Source organism: Candidatus Pantoea edessiphila (assembly GCF_002933345.1).
Taxonomy (GTDB): Bacteria; Pseudomonadota; Gammaproteobacteria; order Enterobacterales; family Enterobacteriaceae; genus Pantoea_C.
This window is the reverse complement of sequence record NZ_PDKR01000004.1, coordinates 11,838-31,959: the sequence shown is the minus strand read 5'-3', so window position 1 is coordinate 31,959 and position 20,122 is coordinate 11,838. Positions and strand designations below refer to the sequence as shown.

The following is a 20,122-nucleotide window of genomic DNA, read 5'->3' as shown; positions in this document are numbered from 1 at the left end:
TAATAACAAATTTATTTAAGATAATTCGAGAGATAATAAATCATGAATGGTCTGGGCTCGACGAATTTCCTTATGTTGACCATTTTCAAATAATACCTCTGGAATCAAGGGACGACTATTATAGTTAGATGACATAGAAGCACCATACGCTCCAGAATCATGAAAAACTAAATAATCTCCTACTTGTGCTATAGGTATAGTGCGGGTTTTTAACACGTACCCTTCCGATTGAGTAAATATATCGCCAGATTCACATAAAGGACCAGCCACTATACTATTAGTAGTATTTAGTTCATCTATATAACGATTATCTTTAGTCATCAAGGATATATGGTGGTAACAACCATACATTGAAGGGCGCATTAAATCATTAAAACCAGCATTAACTAAAATAAAATGTTGCTGTCCCATGTTTTTAATTGCACGTATCTGAGATACTAATACACCAGATTCAGCAACTAAAAAACGACCAGGTTCAATTTCTAATTTTACCGAATGACCTAAATAATTAGAAATACATTTTCTAGCTTTATTCCAAGAATAGAAATAACGATCTGTATCAACTCTTTTTTCATCACGATGATAAGGAACTGATAAACCACCTCCTGCTGATATTCTTTCTAGATCCTGACCAAATTCTATAACTATACGAACCATTGAATTACATACTAGTTCTAAGTGATCATAGTTAACACCAGAACCTATATGTATATGTATTCCTACCAAACGCATGCGATATCTTTTAATTAACGATAGCGCTAAAAATAGATGATTATGCCAAATTCCATGTTTACTGTTTTCTCCTCCAGTATTTGTTTTCTGACTAAAACCATGACCAAATCCAGGGTTAACACGTAACCAAATTTCATGTCCTGGCGAAACAGAACCAAGTTGAATTAACATATCAATAGAACCAATATTAACCTGTAATTTTAGTGCAACAACACGTTCCAATGTAATTTCATCAAATATATCAGCTGTAAATATTATTTCGTCATTATCAGACCGATAACCAGCTACTAAAGCTCGTTCTATCTCTCCTAATGATACTGAATCAACTTTCACACCTTCTGAACGCATTAAACGTAAAATATGAATATTTGAATTAGCTTTTTGTGCAAAGCGTACAACATCAAAATCGCGTAATTGATTAATACGTTCCCGTATAATATTAGCGTCATAAGCCCAAAAAGGACTCTTATAATAATGTGCTAATGGTAATAAATTATAAAAATTAATTGCGGAATCAATATTATTTAAGGGAAGTGGCATAATTAATCTCCTATAGCAAGCGGTTTATTAAAGTTAAAATAAATAGTAATGCCATTCCTAAAACATTATATCGATATCAAATATATTTAAATATTAACATCGTTTATTAAATATATTTAATATTATTTAGTTAGTAATCTCAAACAAAATGCATAAATTATTTTTTTGGTTTAAGTGTAGGAAATAATATAACATCTCGTATATTATGACTATCAGTAAACAACATTGTAATCCTATCAATACCCATCCCTAGCCCCGCAGTAGGAGGTAAGCCATGTTCCAAAGCAATGATATAATCTTCATCATAAGACATTATTTCATAATCGATATTATCTTTAGTTTTAAGTTGTTTTTTGAATCTTTCTTCTTGATCTTCTGAATCATTAAGCTCTGAAAATCCATTGCAAATTTCATAACCACCAACAAAAAATTCAAATCTATCAGCTATTTCAGGATTAACATCATTACGACGTGCAAGCGGAGATACTTCCGATGGATATTCAGTAATAAATGTGGGTTGAATCAAATTTGGTACAACATGTTTTTCAAATATTTCATTAACTATACTACCTACACCCCATGTGTTTTCAACTTCGATACCAATTGAGTTAGCTATTTTCACTGAATCAGTATACCGATGTAGTTTATTTATATTTATTTTTGGACAATATTTTTTTATTGAATCATACATGCTTAATTTTTCAAATGAATTTTTAAAATCGAATTTAAATCTACCATAGGATAATATAGTATTTCCTAGAATATTTTTAGCTATCAGACAAAATAGATCTTCGGTTAATTTTATTAAATCTCTATAATCTGCATATGCCATATAAAGTTCTATCATTGTAAATTCAGGATTATGACGTGCTGATATTCCTTCGTTACGAAAATTTCTATTTATTTCAAAAACACGTTCAAATCCTCCTACCACCAAACGTTTTAAATATAATTCTGGTGCAATTCTTAAGTACATATCAATGTCTAATTTATTATGATGTGTAATGAATGGACGAGCTATTGCACCTCCTGGTATCATGTGCATCATAGGAGTTTCTACTTCTATGAATTGAGATTTAATCATGAAATTGCGAATTATATTGATAATCTGAGCACGTACTTTAAAGATATTAAAAGATTTTTCATTCATAATAAGATCTAAATAACGTTGTCTATAACGTATTTCTTGATTATTAAGGCCATGAAATTTATCTGGTAAAGGACGTAATGATTTAGTTAATAAACAAATGCTAAAACAATTAATAGATAATTCTCCTGTTTTAGTTTTGAATAACTTACCACAAGCGCCAATGATGTCACCAATATCCCATTTTTTAAAATGATTATTATAAATATTTTCTGATATATTTTGATAAGTTACATATAGCTGAATACGACCGCCACAATCTTGTAAAATAACAAAAGAAGCTTTGCCAAAAATACGACGAGTCATCATACGACCAGCAACACTTACTTCAATATTTAAATTTTTAAGTTCTTTATTATTGTATTTGCCATATTCCATATTCAAATAATCAGAAGTACATGTTCGCCGAAAATTATTAGGATATGCTAAGCCATTAGAACGTAATATTCGTAATTTTTCTCTACGTGATTTTAGTTCATTATTTAATGCATTATTCTTATCAATTGTAGAAATATTATATTCTTTTCCAATCATATTGTTACAAACCTAATTTTAAACTCTTTTTAACAAATGGATCTAAATTTCCGCCTAATACCTCTTGGGTATTACGTATTTCTAAACCAGTTCTTAAATCTTTAATAAGAGAATGATCAAGTATATATGAACGAATTTGATTTCCCCAACTTATACAGGATTTATTACTTTCTAAAAATTTCTTTTCAGTATTTTTCTTTTTTATTTCAATTTGATATAACTTTAATTTCATTTGCTTGATTGCTTGCTCTTTATTTCTATGTTGAGATCTATTGTTTTGACATTGAGTTACAATACCAGTAGGAATATGAGTAATACGTACAGCTGATTCTGTACGATTAACATGTTGACCACCAGCTCCTGATGCTCGATAAACATCAATACGTAAATCTGACAAGCTAATATTAATATTAATATAATTATTTATTTCAGGATATATAAAAACTGAACCAAAAGAAGTATGCCTACGATGACTAGAATCAAAAGGACTTTTGCGTACCAGTCTGTGAATGCCAGATTCTGTGCGTAACCATCCAAAAGCATAATTTCCAGATACGTGAACCGTGGAAGATTTAATTCCATTAATTTCCCCCGGCGATTCTTCAATTATTTTAGTATTAAAACCTTTGTTTTCTAGCCACCTTAAGTACATACGCATTAGCATATTGGTCCAATCTTGGGATTCAATTCCACCTGAACCAGCTTGGAAATCAATATAACAATCAGATTGGTCATTTTCACCAGAAAACATAAGATTAAATTCTAATTTTTTTATACCATCTTTTATTATGTTAAGTTCTTTTATAATATCATTATTTACACAATCATCTTCTATGCTTTTCGCTAGTTCGAATAAACCTTCAATATCTTTTAATTTAAATAATATCTTGTCAAGATCTTCAATAATCATTTTTAGGCAAGATTGTTCTTTCACTAAAGATTTAGCATGTTCGTGATTATGCCATATATTTAACTGCTCCAATTCAACACTTATTTCTTTAAAACGATCTTTTTTATTTATATAATCAAAAACTCCTCCTAAGATTACTATTGCGTTGATTAAGATTATTAATAAGATTATTGATGAAATTTATTTCTATCATAATTTGTCCTCTCCATATGAAATTAGATACAAATATTTAGTGGCATAATTATAAATAAAGCTACTTTAAGTATTTTATTTAATTTGGAATTATTATCCTTAATAAATTAGTTTTAATCTAAGGGCCACAAATATTCTATTATTAACTGAACGAAACGTTTGCCACGATATATTTTAACATCAAGACGATATAATAATCCAACTTTACTAATTTTAGTATTTGGCCAATGATTGGTATCTACATTAAATAAAACTCCATCAACTAATGGACCATTGTCAAAAACTTTAACTAAAACATGCAAATGTCTTTTATTAATTAGACGTTGTTTAACTAATTCGAACTCTCCATCAAAGGTAGGTTGAGGAAATGATACTCCCCAAGGTCCGGCCTCACGTAATAGATCTGCAGTTTGAATAGAAAACTCTGATGGTTGTAACGATCCATCCGACCATATAATATCTGAAATTATATCATTTTTAAATAATTCTTTAACTAAATTAGAAAAATATTGACTAAATTCTTTATAATGTATTTCTTTAATAGATAAACCAGCCGCCATAGCATGGCCACCAAATTTTATAATTAAGTTTGGCTTAACTGTATTTAAATGTTCAAGAATATTTCTTAAATGTAAATTTTCAATAGAACGACCAGAACCTTTTAAAATACCATCTCCTATACCTGTGGGTGCAAATGCGATTACAGGTCGATGAAAACGTTCTTTTAAACGTGAAGCTACAATACCAATTACTCCTTGATGCCATTCAGGATGATAAACGGTTATACCTAAAGGTAAGTTATTTTCTTTTTGCTGTAATATATTACATAATTTCAATGCTTCATTGTGCATAACTTGTTCAATTTTTTTTCGAGATTGATTCAATCTATCTAATTCATTAGCTAAAATACGTGCATGGTTCAAATCATGGGTTAATAATAATGCAACTCCTTTTGACATATCATTTAATCTTCCTGCTGCATTAAGACGAGGTCCTAATACATAACTGAGATCATCTGTTGATAAATCTTTTAATTGACGATTAGCGATTTCTAACAAAGCTATAATACCAGGTCTACATATACCGGCACGAATTCTATTTAATCCTTGCCATACCAAAATTCGATTATTTATGTCAAGAGGTACAACATCAACAATGGTACCTAAAGCAACAAGATCTAATAGATTTGCTAAATTTGGTTCAATACATATTTTGTTAAACCATCCTTTTTCACGCAAATATGTTCTTAAAGCAACCATTAAATAAAAAGCAACACCTACACCTGCCAAAGAAGATAAAGCAAAAGACATATTAGAAATATTAGGATTAATAATAGCTTCAGCCTCTGGTAGATCATTACTAGGAAGATGGTGATCTGTAATTATTACTGGAATACCATATTTTTTAGCACAGCTGATACCTTCATGAGATGAAATGCCATTGTCTACAGTAAGAATCATTTCAGCACCTATCATATGTAAATGTTTTACTATCTTCGTGCTTAAACCGTATCCATCTTCAAATCGGTTGGGTATCAAGTATTGTATATTCTTACCGCCCATACTTTTTAAGGCTAATACTGTTAATGCAGTACTAGTTGCACCATCAGCGTCAAAATCTCCTACTACTATAATTTTACGTTTATTTATCAACATGTTATATATTATTGTTACTGCTTTATCAATATTATGTAATGTCTTAAATGATAATAATTTGTTTGCACTACGTTCTAATTTTTCTGCATCACAGAGACCACGATTTAGATAAAGACGTTTTATTAGAGGAGGTAGATCTATTGGCAAATTATCTTTAACAACTATTTTACGATGACGTAATTCAATTTTATAATTTAGCACTGATTAATCACTGATATTCATTTTAATATAATTTAAAACTGTATAGGATTATATTGCTTAAACAATATTTTCTATAAAAATCTAAAAGGTTATTTTCTTTTTAGTTAATTATTTATTTTACTTAAATAACTACTTAATTTAAATATGATTTCTTAAAACTACTTAATAAAAAATAAACACAAAATTTATTAATTATCATTGATGTAATATTTATTATTTATGTTGATACAAAATTAAAATTAACAACTAATTTAATAATTATTATCTGTTTAATCAGATAATATATGAATTATAAGTTATAATTTTTCTATTTACAGTATAAACTAGACATTTATAACTATAATTAAAATTAAAAAAATTAACTCAATAAAATAATTTAAATTTTTTTAATATTATTCTTAAGAGAATACTCATGTTAACATACAATTTACCAATAAAACAACCTATAGAATCGATGTACTTACCATTAACTTTAATGTATCTAGATGATTGGGCTTTAGTTTCAGTATCTGGTCCTGACTCGATAAAATATTTACAAAGTCAATTAACTTTAGACGTTGCAAAAATTAATCCAGCTCAACACTATATAGCAGCACATTGTAATTCTTATGGTAAGATATTAAGCAATTTACGTCTTTTTTATAATAATAATAATATTAACTACATTATACGTAGAAAAATACTTGAAATTCAATTAGCAGAAATTAAAAAATATGCAATATTTTCAAAGGTAAAATTCTCAGATAGTAAATTGTTATTGTTAGGCTTAGCTGGATTTCAGGCAAAAAATATATTACATAAAATCTTTAAAATGATTCCTGATCTTCAATTACCTTTAGTACAAAATGATGAAACTACTATTTTATGGATTAAAAATCCAATTGAACGTTTTATAATATTAACAACTTATAAAAAAGGCAATTTTATAAAAGAGAAATTAATGAATAATAAAGTACAATTCAGTGATAGTAAACAATGGCTAGCTTTAGATATTGAAAGCGGTATTCCCGTAATTGATCCACAAAATATTGGAAGATTTATACCACAGTCAGTTAATTTACAAATACTAAATGCTATTAATTTCGAAAAAGGTTGTTATATAGGACAAGAAACTATAGCACGAACTCATTACCTTAAAACTAATAAACACATGATGTATTGGTTAGAGGGGAAGACAGATAATTTACCATTGGCGAATGAATCATTGGAAATAATGGTAAATAATAGATGGCAATGTACAGGTAGAGTATTAGCTTCAGTAAAATTAAATAGTGGTTTATGTTGGATACAAGTAGTAATGAAGAAAGATATTAAACTAAATAGTGTAATAAGAGTTCAAAAAGATGAAAATGGATATTTTAAAATAAAGCAATTACCCTATTGAATGAAATAATTTTTAGTTAATTTTTATTAAATATTGTAAGGAATGTTTTATAAAAGACTGTACTTTATATAAAAGCAAAACTATTAATCTAAAATTTTATTTACTTGATAAAATAAAAAACCTAGAAATGAAAAAATTCTTAATCTTTTAATGTCATTAAATTTTCAATTTCCTCAATTTCTTTTACAACACTATCTGTAAGATTTTCATTACCAATTTCAGTAATAAGAACATTATCTTCTATTCGGATGCCAATACCACGATATTCAAAAGGTACATTAGCATTTTCTGCAATATATATTCCTGGTTCTATAGTCAACACCATATTTGGTTTCAATATTGTATTATCAATAGAACAACCATATAAACCAACATCATGAACATCTAGTCCTAACCAATGACATAAATTATGCATAAAAAACTGCTTATGTGCACCTTTTGCAATTAATTGATCTAGACTACCTTGTAATAAGCCCAATTTAATCAAATTATAAATCATAATATGTGCTATCTTAGTTTTTATTTCACAAATATTTATATTTGGTCTAAGCATTGATAAAGCAATTTTTAATGAATTTAATACAATATTATATATTTCTCTTTGTTGTTTACTAAATTTTCCGTTTATTGGAAAAGTACGAGTAATATCACTAGCATATCCGTTAAAATTACATCCAGCATCAACTAAGACTAAATCACCGTTAAGCATTTTATTATTATTTTCCGTGTAGTGCAAAATACAAGAATTTTTTCCAGAACCTATAATAGTATTGTAGGAGGGAAATCTAGCACCATGGCAATTAAATTCATGATGAATTTCACCTTCAAGTTGATATTCAAACATACCTGGACGACATGATTTCATGGCCCTAATATGTGCTAATGCACTAATTTTACCTGCAATACGTAATGTTTTGATTTCATGTGGTTCTTTAAATAAACGCATTTTATGTACTAAAGGACGCCAATCAATAATGTTATTAGGAATGATTGGATTATCAATAATTACGTTACGGAGATATTTTATTGTATTAAAAATTAATTGATCAGTCTTTATGTATTCTCCCCATGCATGATATATAGTTTTTAAGCCAATTAATAATTTATAAAGATTTTCATTTATATTTTCCCAAGGAAAAGATTTATCAACATCTATTTTAATTAGAGCAAGATCTTGCCCTAAACGAGGACCATCCCAAATTTCATTAGCATAATCCTTTTTTCTATTAAATAATATTTTTTGATGATGATTATCATTTATTTTTATCATCAAGAACAAAGCGTTCGGTTCATTAAAGCCAGTAAAATACCAAAAATCTTTATTTTGAGTAAAGAAATGATAGTGTTGTCTTTTTTTGTTTTCTGGAGTTGAAAATATTAATATTGCACTGTTAGAAATCATTTTTGATAAAAGCATGTTTCGTCGCTTGCGTAATACATCTATTGGAATCATAATATATAGTTTTCTGTAGTAAAATCATGTTTAATTAAGTGTAATTTATTAAAAATAAATAGACAATAAAATATTATTATACAATAATATTTTATTTTTTGTATTATATAATATATAAATTAAGAATTGCTTGATTTTTGCTTTTTTTTAAAAAAATTAAAATTATTCATTTAGAATGATACTTTGAAATTACATAGTTATAGATATATTTAAAAAAAGGAAATAATATGTTTAAAAAAAAAATTTTAAAACGTGATTATATTAGAAAACAAATGCGTTATTTAAGATGTTCGATTACAGAAAAACAAAAAAAAAGAATCAGCAAAAAAATTAACTAAAACTTTAATTAATTATGATCCTTTAGTACCAGCAAGAAATATAGCATCTTTTTTATCTATAGATGGAGAAATAGATACCAGTTTATTGATCCGTAAGTTTTGGATACAGAGAAAAAATGTTTTTTTACCAGTATTACATCCTTCTTTATCAAGACAACTCTTATTTGTAAAATATACAAAAAAAACAAATTTAATTTTAAATAAATTTAATATTCTAGAACCTTCATTATATCGCAATCAGTCAATAGAAAGTAATAAAATAGACATAATGTTGGTACCATTGGTAGCTTTTGATCTTAAGGGACAACGTTTAGGTTTAGGAGGTGGATTTTATGATCGAACCTTAAAAGATTGGAAAAAAACTTCTTTGTTACCTATTGGACTAGCATATGATTTTCAGTTAATAAATGAGATACCAATCGAAGAATGGGATATACCATTACCTGTGATAATAACTCCTTCAAAAATATGGAAGTGGTAATAAAATAGAGTTTAGAAGATGTTTTGTTAATTATAATTTTATATTAATTAGATAATATCTTTTTAATATAGTATTAACAATAAAATATTACTTTAATATGTAATTGTGAAATTAATCTTTGAACATACATAAATATATCAAGTTTTAGGGTTTTCGTTGCATACATACTATTCTTTAATAATTTCGATACCTTTGGAAGTACTTATTAATACAATATCAGCCTTACGAGATGCAAAAAGTCCAACAGTGACCACACCAGGTATGGAATTAATGTGTTTTTCTAACGAGATAGGATCTAAAATATGTAAATTATGTATATCTAAAATAATATTTCCATTTTCTGTCGTAACATCTTGACGATATTTTGGGATACCACCAATTTTCTCTAATTCACGTATTATAAAATTACGAGCCATAGGAATGACTTCTATTGGCAAAGGGAACCTTCCTAATACATTTACTTTTTTAGAAACATCTACAATACAAATAAATTTATCTGCTACTGATGCTATAATTTTCTCATGTGTTAATGCTGCTCCACCACCTTTAATCATACATAATTGAGAATCAATTTCATCTGCACTATCAATATAAATTGGTAAAAAATTAATCTCATTTAAATCTATAATTTTGATCCCAAGTTTTTTTAGTTTGTTTGTTGATTTTTCAGAACTAGAAACAACGCCTTTAATTTGATGCTTAATAGAAACCAAAGCATTTATGAAATAATCAATAGTTGACCCAGTTCCTATTCCAACGATAGTATTGGGCTGTATAAAATTAATTGCAGCCCAACTAACTGCTTCTTTTAAGCTATTCTGTTTCATAATATATTTTAAAAACCCAAATAATAAAAATTTATTTGATAATAAATATTAATTATTTAATTAACTCACTATTATTATAAATAATCTATAGTGTGAACTAATAACTTTAATTTTAAAATCATTAAATTTAATTAAATATATTTAATATACATTGGTCATATATTTAAAATTAATCAATTAAAAATTTAGATGCAAATCATTTTTTTATATAAACGTCTATAATTATAATTTTATTATACCAAATTAAGATACTATTTTTTAATATTTTTTGAAAAAGGAATACTAAGATTTTTAGAATCTAATACAATTTTAAAATTTTTTAACAAATCCCAATAAACATTTTGTAAGTCATTAATATTGCACCAGCATCTAACAATAAAAACACTTGAAGAAGAATTTATTTCATTTAAGCCAACTTGGATTTCTTTATCTTTTAGCACACGTTTATCATCTTCTACTACTTTCTTTAACAGTTGAATAACCTCATCTATATTTGCCTCGTATGATACATTTATGATAAATTCATTGCATCTAATTTTTTCTCTTGAAAAATTAATAATAACACTGCTAATAATCTTACTATTAGGTAAAATAATAATTTTACCATCTGAACTTTTTAATGTAGTAGAAAAAATCTGAATATTTACGATAGTACCAGTTACCCCTCCTATATCAACAAATTCGCCTGAACGGAAGGGATAAAATGTTATTAATAAAACTCCAGCCGCTAAATTAGATAATGAACCCTGTAAAGCTAGTCCTATAGCTAAACTAGCTGCACCTAGTACAGTTATTATTGACGTAGATTGTATACCAACCCGACCTAATGCTGCACTAATAACACAAGCAATAACACTATATTTTATTAGGCCAGTAAGAAAATCTGCGATAGTAACATCGATATTACGTATCAATAATATATGTCTAATTCCGTTTGACAATATACGAGAAACAATTACTCCAATTATGATTATTATAATGGCTTCAATTATATTGAACAAATGATTAAAGACAATTGATTGATTATTTGAAATCCAACTACTTATATCAAGTATTTTCTTAAGTAAATATGAACTAGTCATCTCTTGAATAGGTTTGTTATTTAAATAGAATAAAAAATTAATATTTAATTAAAGATTAAGAATTATATATTACTTTTTTCAAATATTAATTATAATATATTAATAGCATTAAGTATCTTAAAGTAATTCTCTAAGCATGATTGTAAAGATAATTGAGCACAACGTAACCATATTCTTGGATCATAATACCTTTTATTAGGTTTATCATTTCCTTCAGGATTGCCTAATTGAGTTTGCAGATAATCGCTGTTCTTTTTATAATATTGAAGAACACCATTCCATATCGCCCATTGAGAATCTGTATCTATATTCATTTTAATTACACCATATTCAATAGATTCCTTTATTTCTTTTACAGAAGAACCAGAACCACCGTGAAATACAAAATTCACAGGGTTATTAACTAAATTATGTTTATTTGCAATTAATCTTTGAGAATCACGCAATATAATTGGAGTTAATTTAATATTACCTTTTTTATAAATACCATGAACATTACCGAATGATGCAGCAACAGTAAAATTATTACTAATAATACTTAGTTGTTCATATGCATAATTTACATCTTTAGGACTAGTATAAAGCTCAGAAATATTAATATGACTGTTATCCAAACCATCTTCTTCACCACCTGTACAACCTAATTCTATTTCTAACATCATATTTAATTTAGACATTTTTATTAAGTAATCACAACAGATCTTAATATTTTTTTTTATTGGTTCTTGTGAAAGATCAATCATATGAGAAGAAAACAAAGGTTTTCCTGTTCTATCATAATGTTCTTTACCTGCTTGTAATAATCCTTCAATCCAGGGTAGTAAATTTTCTGTGCAATGATCTGTATGTAAGATTACAGGAATATCATATTTTTTGGCTATAAAATGTACATAATTAGCTCCAGCAATAGAACCAAAAATTGCTGCATCATGTGATTTTGTAGACTTTATTAATCCTTTTCCTGAAAAAAATGTTGCACCACTATTAGAAAATTGAATAATTACTGGAGATCTAACTTTCGCTGCAACTTCCAAAACCGCATTAATTGAATCTGTATTCATGCAGTTTATTGCTGGCAAAGCAAATTTATTTCTTTTTGCTATTTTAAATATTTTTTTAATATCGTCAGCGTTAACAACACCAGAATCAACAATATCTGAAATTTTAGACACAATTACATCCTCATTATTTAAATATTTATTTGATATTATTATATGAAGTAATTATTTTTTAGAAATAGAAAATTTGGAATTAAACTGTTTAGTGCGTTTTTCTAATATAGAAATAATAGGTAATTTTCTACATTCAATAAATTTAAGAAAAGCTCCACCACCAGTAGAAATATAAGATATCTTATCTTTAACATTAAATAAATCGATGGCTGCTAAGGTATCTCCTCCTCCTACTATAGAAAAAGCATTGCTATCTGCAATAGTTCTAGCGATTCTTTCAGTACCTCTGCGAAATTTTTTAAATTCAAATACTCCTATTGGACCATTCCATAAAACAGTCTTAGCATTCTTCAATAATGAAACAAATGATTGTATTGTTTTATCACCAAAATCCATGATAAATTCATCATCAGAAATATTTGTATTATCTTTTACAATTTCTGGAGCATTTTCAGAAAATTCTTTTGCTGTACGTAAATCAATAGGTAATCGAATATTATATTTATCAAGTAACATTTTTGCTGATTTAATAAAATTTGGTTCATATAATGATTTACCTATTTTATTATCAATGGATAAAAAAGTATTTGCAATACCTCCTCCTACAATAACAGAGTCTGCAATCTTAGATAAAGATTTTAATAAATTGAATTTAGTAGAAATTTTGGATCCGCCTAAAATTACAACTAGAGGACGTGTAGGATTTGTCATTATTTTACTCAATGTATTTATTTCTTTAGAAAATAACAATCCAATACAAGAAATCTTAGCAAATTTAGCCAAACCGCAAGTAGAGGCATGAGAACGATGTGCAACACCAAAAGCATCCATTATAAATATATCACATAATGCAGCGTATTTTTTAGCAAGAACCTCATCATTTTTTTGTTCACCTTTATTGAATCTAGCATTTTCTAATACAACTAATTCTTTTGGATTTAAGCTAATACCATTTAGATAATCTTTAGTTAAAATTACATTTATATTTGATAATTTATTATTTAAATACTCAACTATTGGAGATAATGAAAATTTATCATCATAAATTCCTTCAGATGGACGTCCAAGATGAGAAATAATCATGACTTTTGCATTTTTTCTTAAAGCCATTTTAATTGTTGGTAAAGAGGCAATGATACGTGTATCTGATATTATTTTTCCTTCTTTCATTGGTATATTAAAATCAACTCTTATTAAAACACGTTTATTATTTAGGTCTAAATCATCAATTCTAATCATAGATATCCTTATTATGTAACTTATTAAGTTAAGTTATTTTTTATCTATTTTGCAATATTGTTTTATGATGAAAATCATTACTATTTTTTATAAGAGGTATCTATTATTATATTTTAAAATCCCCTTATTTTGCTTTTCTAAAATAAAGCTTTAATAAAATAATAAATACTAACTCTATTTTAATTTATATATAATGATCATAACTAAATTTAAATGTTATAGTTAGTATCAGTATTATTGATAATTGGAATATGAGTAAATATTAGTTAGAAATAAGTACTAAATTATAAAAAAATACTGGTAATTACTGACACTAACTTATTATTTGTATTAAATGACATATTTATTAGCAGAAGCTCGAAGTAAATCATTCTGATAAGTATTAACTGGTAGATTATAAATTGAATAACAAATTATAGTTAATAATTCAAATCTAATTAGAAGCTTTTCATTAAATAATTTAGTAATAGAATTATATAAGAATTAGAAATTACAATATCCATTATACAGAATGGATAAAATATTATATTTTTTAGCACCTAATTTCAATTTAGATATTTCAAGAAAAATATAACATAAATATTAATATAATACCTACAATTTATTTTCATTAAGATAATTTACTAATAATAAAAAATATTTGTTTATCATCAAAATAATAATTTATTATGCCGATAACAACTGCAAATATATAAATTATTATTTCCAATATATATGAAGCATATTTTATAAATTCTTTTTAAGAATGTAACTACTAAATTGAAATTAACTATTTAATTAGTAATTTATTTGCTACTGATACTATATGATTAACGGTAAAACCAAACATCTCAAACAATTTATCAGTTGATCCTGACATACCAAAATCATTAATACCTATAATTTTACCTTCATTACCAATATATTTATACCAAAAATCAGTAGTGCCTGCCTCAATAGCTATTTTGATTTTTATATTCTTTGGAAGAACAAAATCACGATATGATTTATCTTGCTTATCAAAAATATCAGTAGAAGGCATAGATACTACACGAACTTTAAAACCATTTTTAGACAATTCATAATAAACGGAAACAGCTAATTCTACTTCTGAACCGGTCGCAATTAAAATTAAATCTAGTTCTTTTTTATCGCAGTCTTTTAATATATAACCTCCTTTTTGTATATTTTCTAATTGATTATAGGTTCTATTTTGCTGTGTTAAATTTTGACGAGATAATATTAAAATACTTGGACCGTTGGTTCTTTCAACAGCATATTTCCATGCAACTGAAGATTCAACTTGATCACATGGACGCCATAGATTTATATTAGGTATAGTTCGTAAATTAGAAATTTGTTCAATTGGTTGATGAGTTGGTCCGTCTTCTCCTAGCCCAATAGAATCGTGTGTATAGATCATAATATGGCGAATTTTCATTAATGCTGCCATTCTTATAGCATTACGGGTATATTCACTAAACATAAGGAAAGTAGATGTATAAGGCAAAAAACCTCCATGTAATGATATGCCATTAGCAATAGCAGTCATACCAAATTCTCTAACACCATAATGAATATAATTACCAGATATATCTTTATTTATTGGATTCGAACCAGACCACATTGTAAGATTGCTAGGTGTTAAATCAGCAGAACCACCTAAAAATTCTGGCAAAATCCTACCAAACATTTCAATGGTATTTTGTGAAGCCTTTCTAGTAGCTATATTCAATGGATTTTTTTGAAGATTTTTAATAAAATTTTTTGTTATATTTTCCCAATTATTTGGAATATCATTTTTTAAACGGCGTTTAAATTCAGCAGCTAAATCAGGATAATTTTGACTATAAGATATAAATTTTTCATTCCATTTGTTTTCTTTATATTGGCCCGATTTTTTTGCATCCCAAGCATTATATATTTCTTTTGGAATTACGAATGGAGGATGTTTCCAATTTAAAGATTCACGAGTTAATAAAACTTCATTTTCACCTAAAGGCGCTCCATGAGAATTATGTGTACCGCCTTTATTTGGTGATCCAAAACCGATAACAGTTTTACATATTAAGATTGAAGGTCTATCAGTAACCATTTTAGCTTTTTCTATTGCTTCTATAATGCTAAACGGGTTATGACCATCAATTTCCTTAATAACATGCCAGTTATATGATTCAAAACGTTTGGCAGTATCATCAGTAAACCATGATTCGATATTACCATCTATAGAAATACCATTATCATCATAAAAAACCATTAGTTTACCTAATTTCAAAGTTCCAGCTAATGAACATACTTCATGTGAGATACCCTCCATCATACAACCATCTCCTGCAAAAACATAAGTATTATGATTTACGATATCATAACCAGGACGGTTAAATTGAGCTGATAAAGTTCGTTCTGCAATAGCAAAACCTACTGCATTTGCAAGACCTTGACCTAATGGACCAGTAGTTGTTTCAATTCCTATTGTATAACCATATTCAGGATGACCTGGAGTTTTAGAATTTAGTTGACGAAACTTTTTAAGGTCACTGATTGTAATATTATAGCCACTAAGATGTAAAAGACTATAAATTAACATTGAACCATGACCATTAGATAATATAAATCGATCACGATTAAACCAAAGTGGATTAACAGGATTATGATTTAAATATATTCGCCATAGTATTTCAGCAATATCTGCCATTCCCATTGGAGTACCTGGATGGCCAGAATTTGCTTTTTGAATTGCGTCCATACTCAATGCTCTAATAGCATTGGCTAGTTCTTTATGAGAAGGCATTTTATACTCCAAGTAGAGGTTAATAATAATTTATATTGAATCATAATATTATTTTTAGATATGATTAAATTAGTTAACATATTTAGTTATATTTTTTATTTCAATTATCATCATTTAATAATGAATTTTTATCTTGTTAATAAGATAATTTATATTAATTAATAATTGAAAATATACAATAATTATAATGTAATGAAGTAAAATAATCATAATAAACTTATTTAATACATTTATTAATAATAAATAATTATGTTGCTGAAATTTTGTGATTTTATTATCTAGTAATATCGATTAGTTATCTATCGTAATTATTTGTAATAAATTATTATAAAGATAAAAAAATTAAAACAGTTATTTATCTAATATTATATAAAATAAATCTATTGTAATTAAAAATTATTAATAATTAATATATTATTGTTTTTATTTGCAATATATTAAGCAATAAACTTAATATTTATTTAAAATTATAATATTTTTATATTTATATTTTAAATTAATACAATAATAAATTAATTTTATTTCAAAAATAAAATTAAAAATTATTTCATAGGGCATAAAATATAATGGCTATAACTTTTTTTACATCTGAATCTGTATCAGAAGGTCATCCAGATAAAATTGCTGATCAAATTTCTGATGCTATTCTTGATAAAATTATTGAACAAGATAGTAGAGCTCATGTAGCATGCGAAACTTATGTTAAGACTGGTATGGTATTAGTTGGAGGAGAAATTAATTCTAATGCTTGCATTGATATTGAGACAGTAATTCGTAAAACAGTATGTGATATCGGGTATATAAATTCAAATATGGGTTTTGATGGTAATTCTTGCGCTATTTTAAATACTATTGGAAAACAATCAAAAGATATTAATAAAGGAATAAGACATATCAATTTATATGAACAAGGTGCAGGTGATCAAGGTTTAATGTTTGGTTATGCTACAAACGAAACTGATGTTTTTATGCCTGCACCAATCACTTATGCACACCGTTTGGTACAACGTCAAGCTGAATTAAGAAAAAATGGAACAATATCATGGTTACGTCCAGATGCAAAAAGTCAAGTTACTTTTCAATATGAAAATAACAAAATTATTGGAATTGATACTGTTGTATTTTCAACTCAACATACAGAAGAAGTAAGACAAATAGATCTTAAAGAAGCAGTTATGGAAAATATTATTAAATCAGTTTTACCTCAAAAATGGTTAAATAATCATACTAAATATTATATTAATCCAACTGGCAGGTTTGTTATTGGTGGACCAATGGGTGATTGTGGTTTAACAGGTCGTAAAATTATTGTTGATACCTATGGTGGTATGGCCAGACATGGAGGTGGAGCTTTTTCAGGGAAAGATCCTTCAAAAGTTGATCGCTCAGCAGCTTATGTTGCCCGTTATATTGCCAAAAACATAGTTGCAGCTAGCCTTGCAGATAGATGTGAAATTCAATTATCCTATGCTATAGGAATTGCTGAGCCTACTTCTATTATGGTAAATACTTTTGGTACAGAAAAGGTTTCTATCGAAAAACTAAACTTAGTAGTACGTAAATTATTTGATTTGCGTCCTTATGGAGTGATAAAAATGCTTGATTTATTACATCCTATTTATAAACAAACAGCATCTTATGGTCATTTTGGTCGTAATGGTTTTACATGGGAGAATACTGATAAAGTAAAGCAGTTGAAAGATGAATTTTATTTAAAGTAAATCTAGTGGATAAATATAAATTATAAATTAATTTTTGTTTAGGATAATAAAAAAAACATTATTCAATGTAATTTACTGATTTTTTATTAAATATATTCGAAATAATTATAACTCATCATCAAATTAATTTTGATATTTTGTTTTTCTAGATGGAGAAGATTATTACGGGTAATATAATACTGTTCATATTTTTTAAATAATGGCGTAAATTTTATGTTGCATCTATTTGCTGGTATGAATATGAATACTAGATTACTATTAATTATAGCTCTAATATTTGTATTGTTTTACGAAGCAATTAATGGTTTTCACGATACAGCCAATGCAGTTGTAACAGTTATATATACACGTACTATGCGTGCTAAACTTGCTGTAATTATGTCTGGTATATTTAATTTTTTTGGTGTGCTTTTGGGAGGATTAAGTGTAGCATATACTATAGTTCATTTACTTCCTATAGACCTTTTATTAAATGTGGGTTCATCTCATGGACTCATTATGATATTTTCTATGCTTTTGACAGCAATCATTTGGAATCTTATTACATGGTATCTAGGATTACCTACTTCTAGTTCTCATACTTTAATAAGTACTATTATTGGCATTACCTTAACTAATACAATGATAACAAATACTCAATTAATTAAAGTATTAAACATCTCTCAAATTAAAAGTGTTTTTATTTCACTAATAATCTCACCAATAATTGGTTTAGTTATTTCAGGGGGGTTAATTTTTATTTTACGTTATTTTTGTAGAAATAATAAACAAATACGTATTCATATGACTCCTTCTAGTCGTAAAAAAATTGACGGAAAGAAAAAACCTCCATTTTGGATTAGAGTGATATTAGTATTATCAGCTATGGGGATAAGTTATTCACATGGTTCCAATGACGGTCAAAAGGGAATAGGATTGATTATGTTGGTATTAATTAGTGTTGCACCAGCAGGATTTGTAGTTAATATTAATTCTTCTAATTATGAAATTACCCGTACTCATGATGCAATTGTTAATCTTGAAAATTATTATAAAAATCATAAGACATTTTTAAAAAGGATAAATCAATGCAATCAATTTAATATTTCAATATCAAATAAACCTTCTGAAGAACATAATAAATTTCACTGTAACTCATTGAAGGAAATTCATACAATAGAAAATATGAAAATATTGTTAGATAATTTAAAGAGCTATAATCAACTTTCAGTTAATAAAAAAACTCGAATTCGTTGTTCACTATTATGTATTGCTGATACTATTGATAAAATAATAAAACTACCTGATGTAAATATAGGTGATAAACAATTACTTAATAAATTAAAAAAAGATTTGTTATGTACTATTGAATATGCACCAGTTTGGATTATAATAACGGTTGCTTTATCAATAGGGATAGGTACTATAATAGGTTGGCGTCGTATAGCAAACACGATAGGTAATAAAATAGGTAAAAAAGGCATGACATATGCTCAAGGAATATCTGCACAAATAACAGCTGCTCTTTCAATTGGTATTGCTAGTTATACAGGAATGCCAGTTTCTACTACACACATACTTTCCTCTTCGGTAGCAGGAGCTATGTTAGCAGATGGCAGAGGATTGCAATTACGAACGATTAAAAATATTATCTTAGCATGGATATTAACAATTCCAATATGTATTTTATTATCTGGTCTAGTTTATTTGATGTTTTTTAAATTATTAATAAATTAATTAAACTTTGGCATGTTGTATATAAACA

Annotated in this window: 14 protein-coding genes; 4 read left to right on the top strand and 10 right to left on the bottom strand. The window is 26.9% G+C overall.

Annotation, left to right across the window (positions count from 1 at the left end):
- Positions 1-15 precede the first annotated feature (15 nt).
- From lysA to recJ, 4 genes are all read right to left on the bottom strand, one after another.
- The gene (lysA, locus tag CRV09_RS02895; RefSeq protein ID WP_136132639.1) at positions 16-1,272 is read right to left on the bottom strand and encodes a diaminopimelate decarboxylase; all 1,257 of its coding nucleotides are present in this window, start codon (positions 1,270-1,272) and stop codon (positions 16-18) included.
- Positions 1,273-1,429: 157 nt separating this feature from the next.
- The gene (gene lysS / locus CRV09_RS02890; protein WP_136132638.1) at positions 1,430-2,953 is read right to left on the bottom strand and encodes a lysine--tRNA ligase; all 1,524 of its coding nucleotides are present in this window, start codon (positions 2,951-2,953) and stop codon (positions 1,430-1,432) included.
- Between the two features lie 4 nt (positions 2,954-2,957).
- Positions 2,958-4,056, bottom strand: a protein-coding gene (gene prfB / locus CRV09_RS02885; RefSeq protein ID WP_136132637.1) for a peptide chain release factor 2 whose coding sequence is annotated in 2 segments (ribosomal slippage) — positions 2,958-3,989 and positions 3,991-4,056 — 1,098 coding nt in all. Because the reading frame shifts where the segments join, the coding sequence is not laid out codon by codon here.
- A 112-nt stretch (positions 4,057-4,168) separates the two neighbouring features.
- Entirely contained in the window at positions 4,169-5,911 is a 1,743-nt protein-coding gene (gene recJ, locus CRV09_RS02880) for a single-stranded-DNA-specific exonuclease RecJ (protein ID WP_136132636.1), read from the bottom strand.
- 412 nt (positions 5,912-6,323) lie between these two features.
- Here recJ and ygfZ point away from each other — a divergent pair, with 412 nt between their 5' ends.
- Entirely contained in the window at positions 6,324-7,295 is a 972-nt protein-coding gene (gene ygfZ, locus CRV09_RS02875; RefSeq protein ID WP_136132635.1) for a tRNA-modifying protein YgfZ, read from the top strand.
- Positions 7,296-7,434: 139 nt separating this feature from the next.
- Here ygfZ and pepP read toward each other — a convergent pair whose 3' ends face one another.
- Positions 7,435-8,748, bottom strand: coding sequence for a Xaa-Pro aminopeptidase (gene pepP, locus CRV09_RS02870; RefSeq protein ID WP_136132634.1), 1,314 nt, complete (start codon positions 8,746-8,748; stop codon positions 7,435-7,437).
- 345 nt (positions 8,749-9,093) lie between these two features.
- Between pepP and CRV09_RS02865 the strand changes: the two genes are divergently transcribed.
- The gene (locus CRV09_RS02865; RefSeq protein ID WP_241973712.1) at positions 9,094-9,567 is read left to right on the top strand and encodes a 5-formyltetrahydrofolate cyclo-ligase; all 474 of its coding nucleotides are present in this window, start codon (positions 9,094-9,096) and stop codon (positions 9,565-9,567) included.
- A 167-nt stretch (positions 9,568-9,734) separates the two neighbouring features.
- Here the strand turns inward: CRV09_RS02865 and rpiA are convergent, their stop codons facing one another.
- From rpiA to tkt, 5 genes are all read right to left on the bottom strand, one after another.
- Complete coding sequence (rpiA, locus tag CRV09_RS02860) at positions 9,735-10,394, bottom strand: ribose-5-phosphate isomerase RpiA (protein ID WP_136132633.1); 660 nt, start codon at positions 10,392-10,394, stop codon at positions 9,735-9,737.
- 251 nt (positions 10,395-10,645) lie between these two features.
- Positions 10,646-11,476, bottom strand: a complete 831-nt coding sequence (gene mscS / locus CRV09_RS02855) for a small-conductance mechanosensitive channel MscS (protein WP_136132632.1) — start codon at positions 11,474-11,476, stop codon at positions 10,646-10,648.
- 89 nt (positions 11,477-11,565) lie between these two features.
- A complete protein-coding gene (gene fbaA, locus CRV09_RS02850; RefSeq protein WP_136132631.1) occupies positions 11,566-12,648 on the bottom strand; it encodes a class II fructose-bisphosphate aldolase in 1,083 nt (360 codons plus the stop codon).
- 51 nt (positions 12,649-12,699) lie between these two features.
- The gene (locus tag CRV09_RS02845) at positions 12,700-13,893 is read right to left on the bottom strand and encodes a phosphoglycerate kinase (RefSeq protein ID WP_136132630.1); all 1,194 of its coding nucleotides are present in this window, start codon (positions 13,891-13,893) and stop codon (positions 12,700-12,702) included.
- Between the two features lie 763 nt (positions 13,894-14,656).
- Positions 14,657-16,657, bottom strand: a complete 2,001-nt coding sequence (gene tkt, locus CRV09_RS02840; RefSeq protein WP_136132629.1) for a transketolase — start codon at positions 16,655-16,657, stop codon at positions 14,657-14,659.
- A gap of 566 nt (positions 16,658-17,223) precedes the next feature.
- Between tkt and metK the strand changes: the two genes are divergently transcribed.
- Positions 17,224-18,378: a methionine adenosyltransferase gene (gene metK, locus CRV09_RS02835; RefSeq protein ID WP_136132628.1), complete on the top strand. Its 1,155-nt coding sequence runs from the start codon at positions 17,224-17,226 to the stop codon at positions 18,376-18,378.
- Between the two features lie 213 nt (positions 18,379-18,591).
- Positions 18,592-20,094 (top strand): inorganic phosphate transporter PitA, encoded by a 1,503-nt coding sequence (gene pitA, locus CRV09_RS02830; RefSeq protein ID WP_136132627.1) that lies wholly within the window; start codon positions 18,592-18,594, stop codon positions 20,092-20,094.
- Positions 20,095-20,122: the final 28 nt, after the last annotated feature.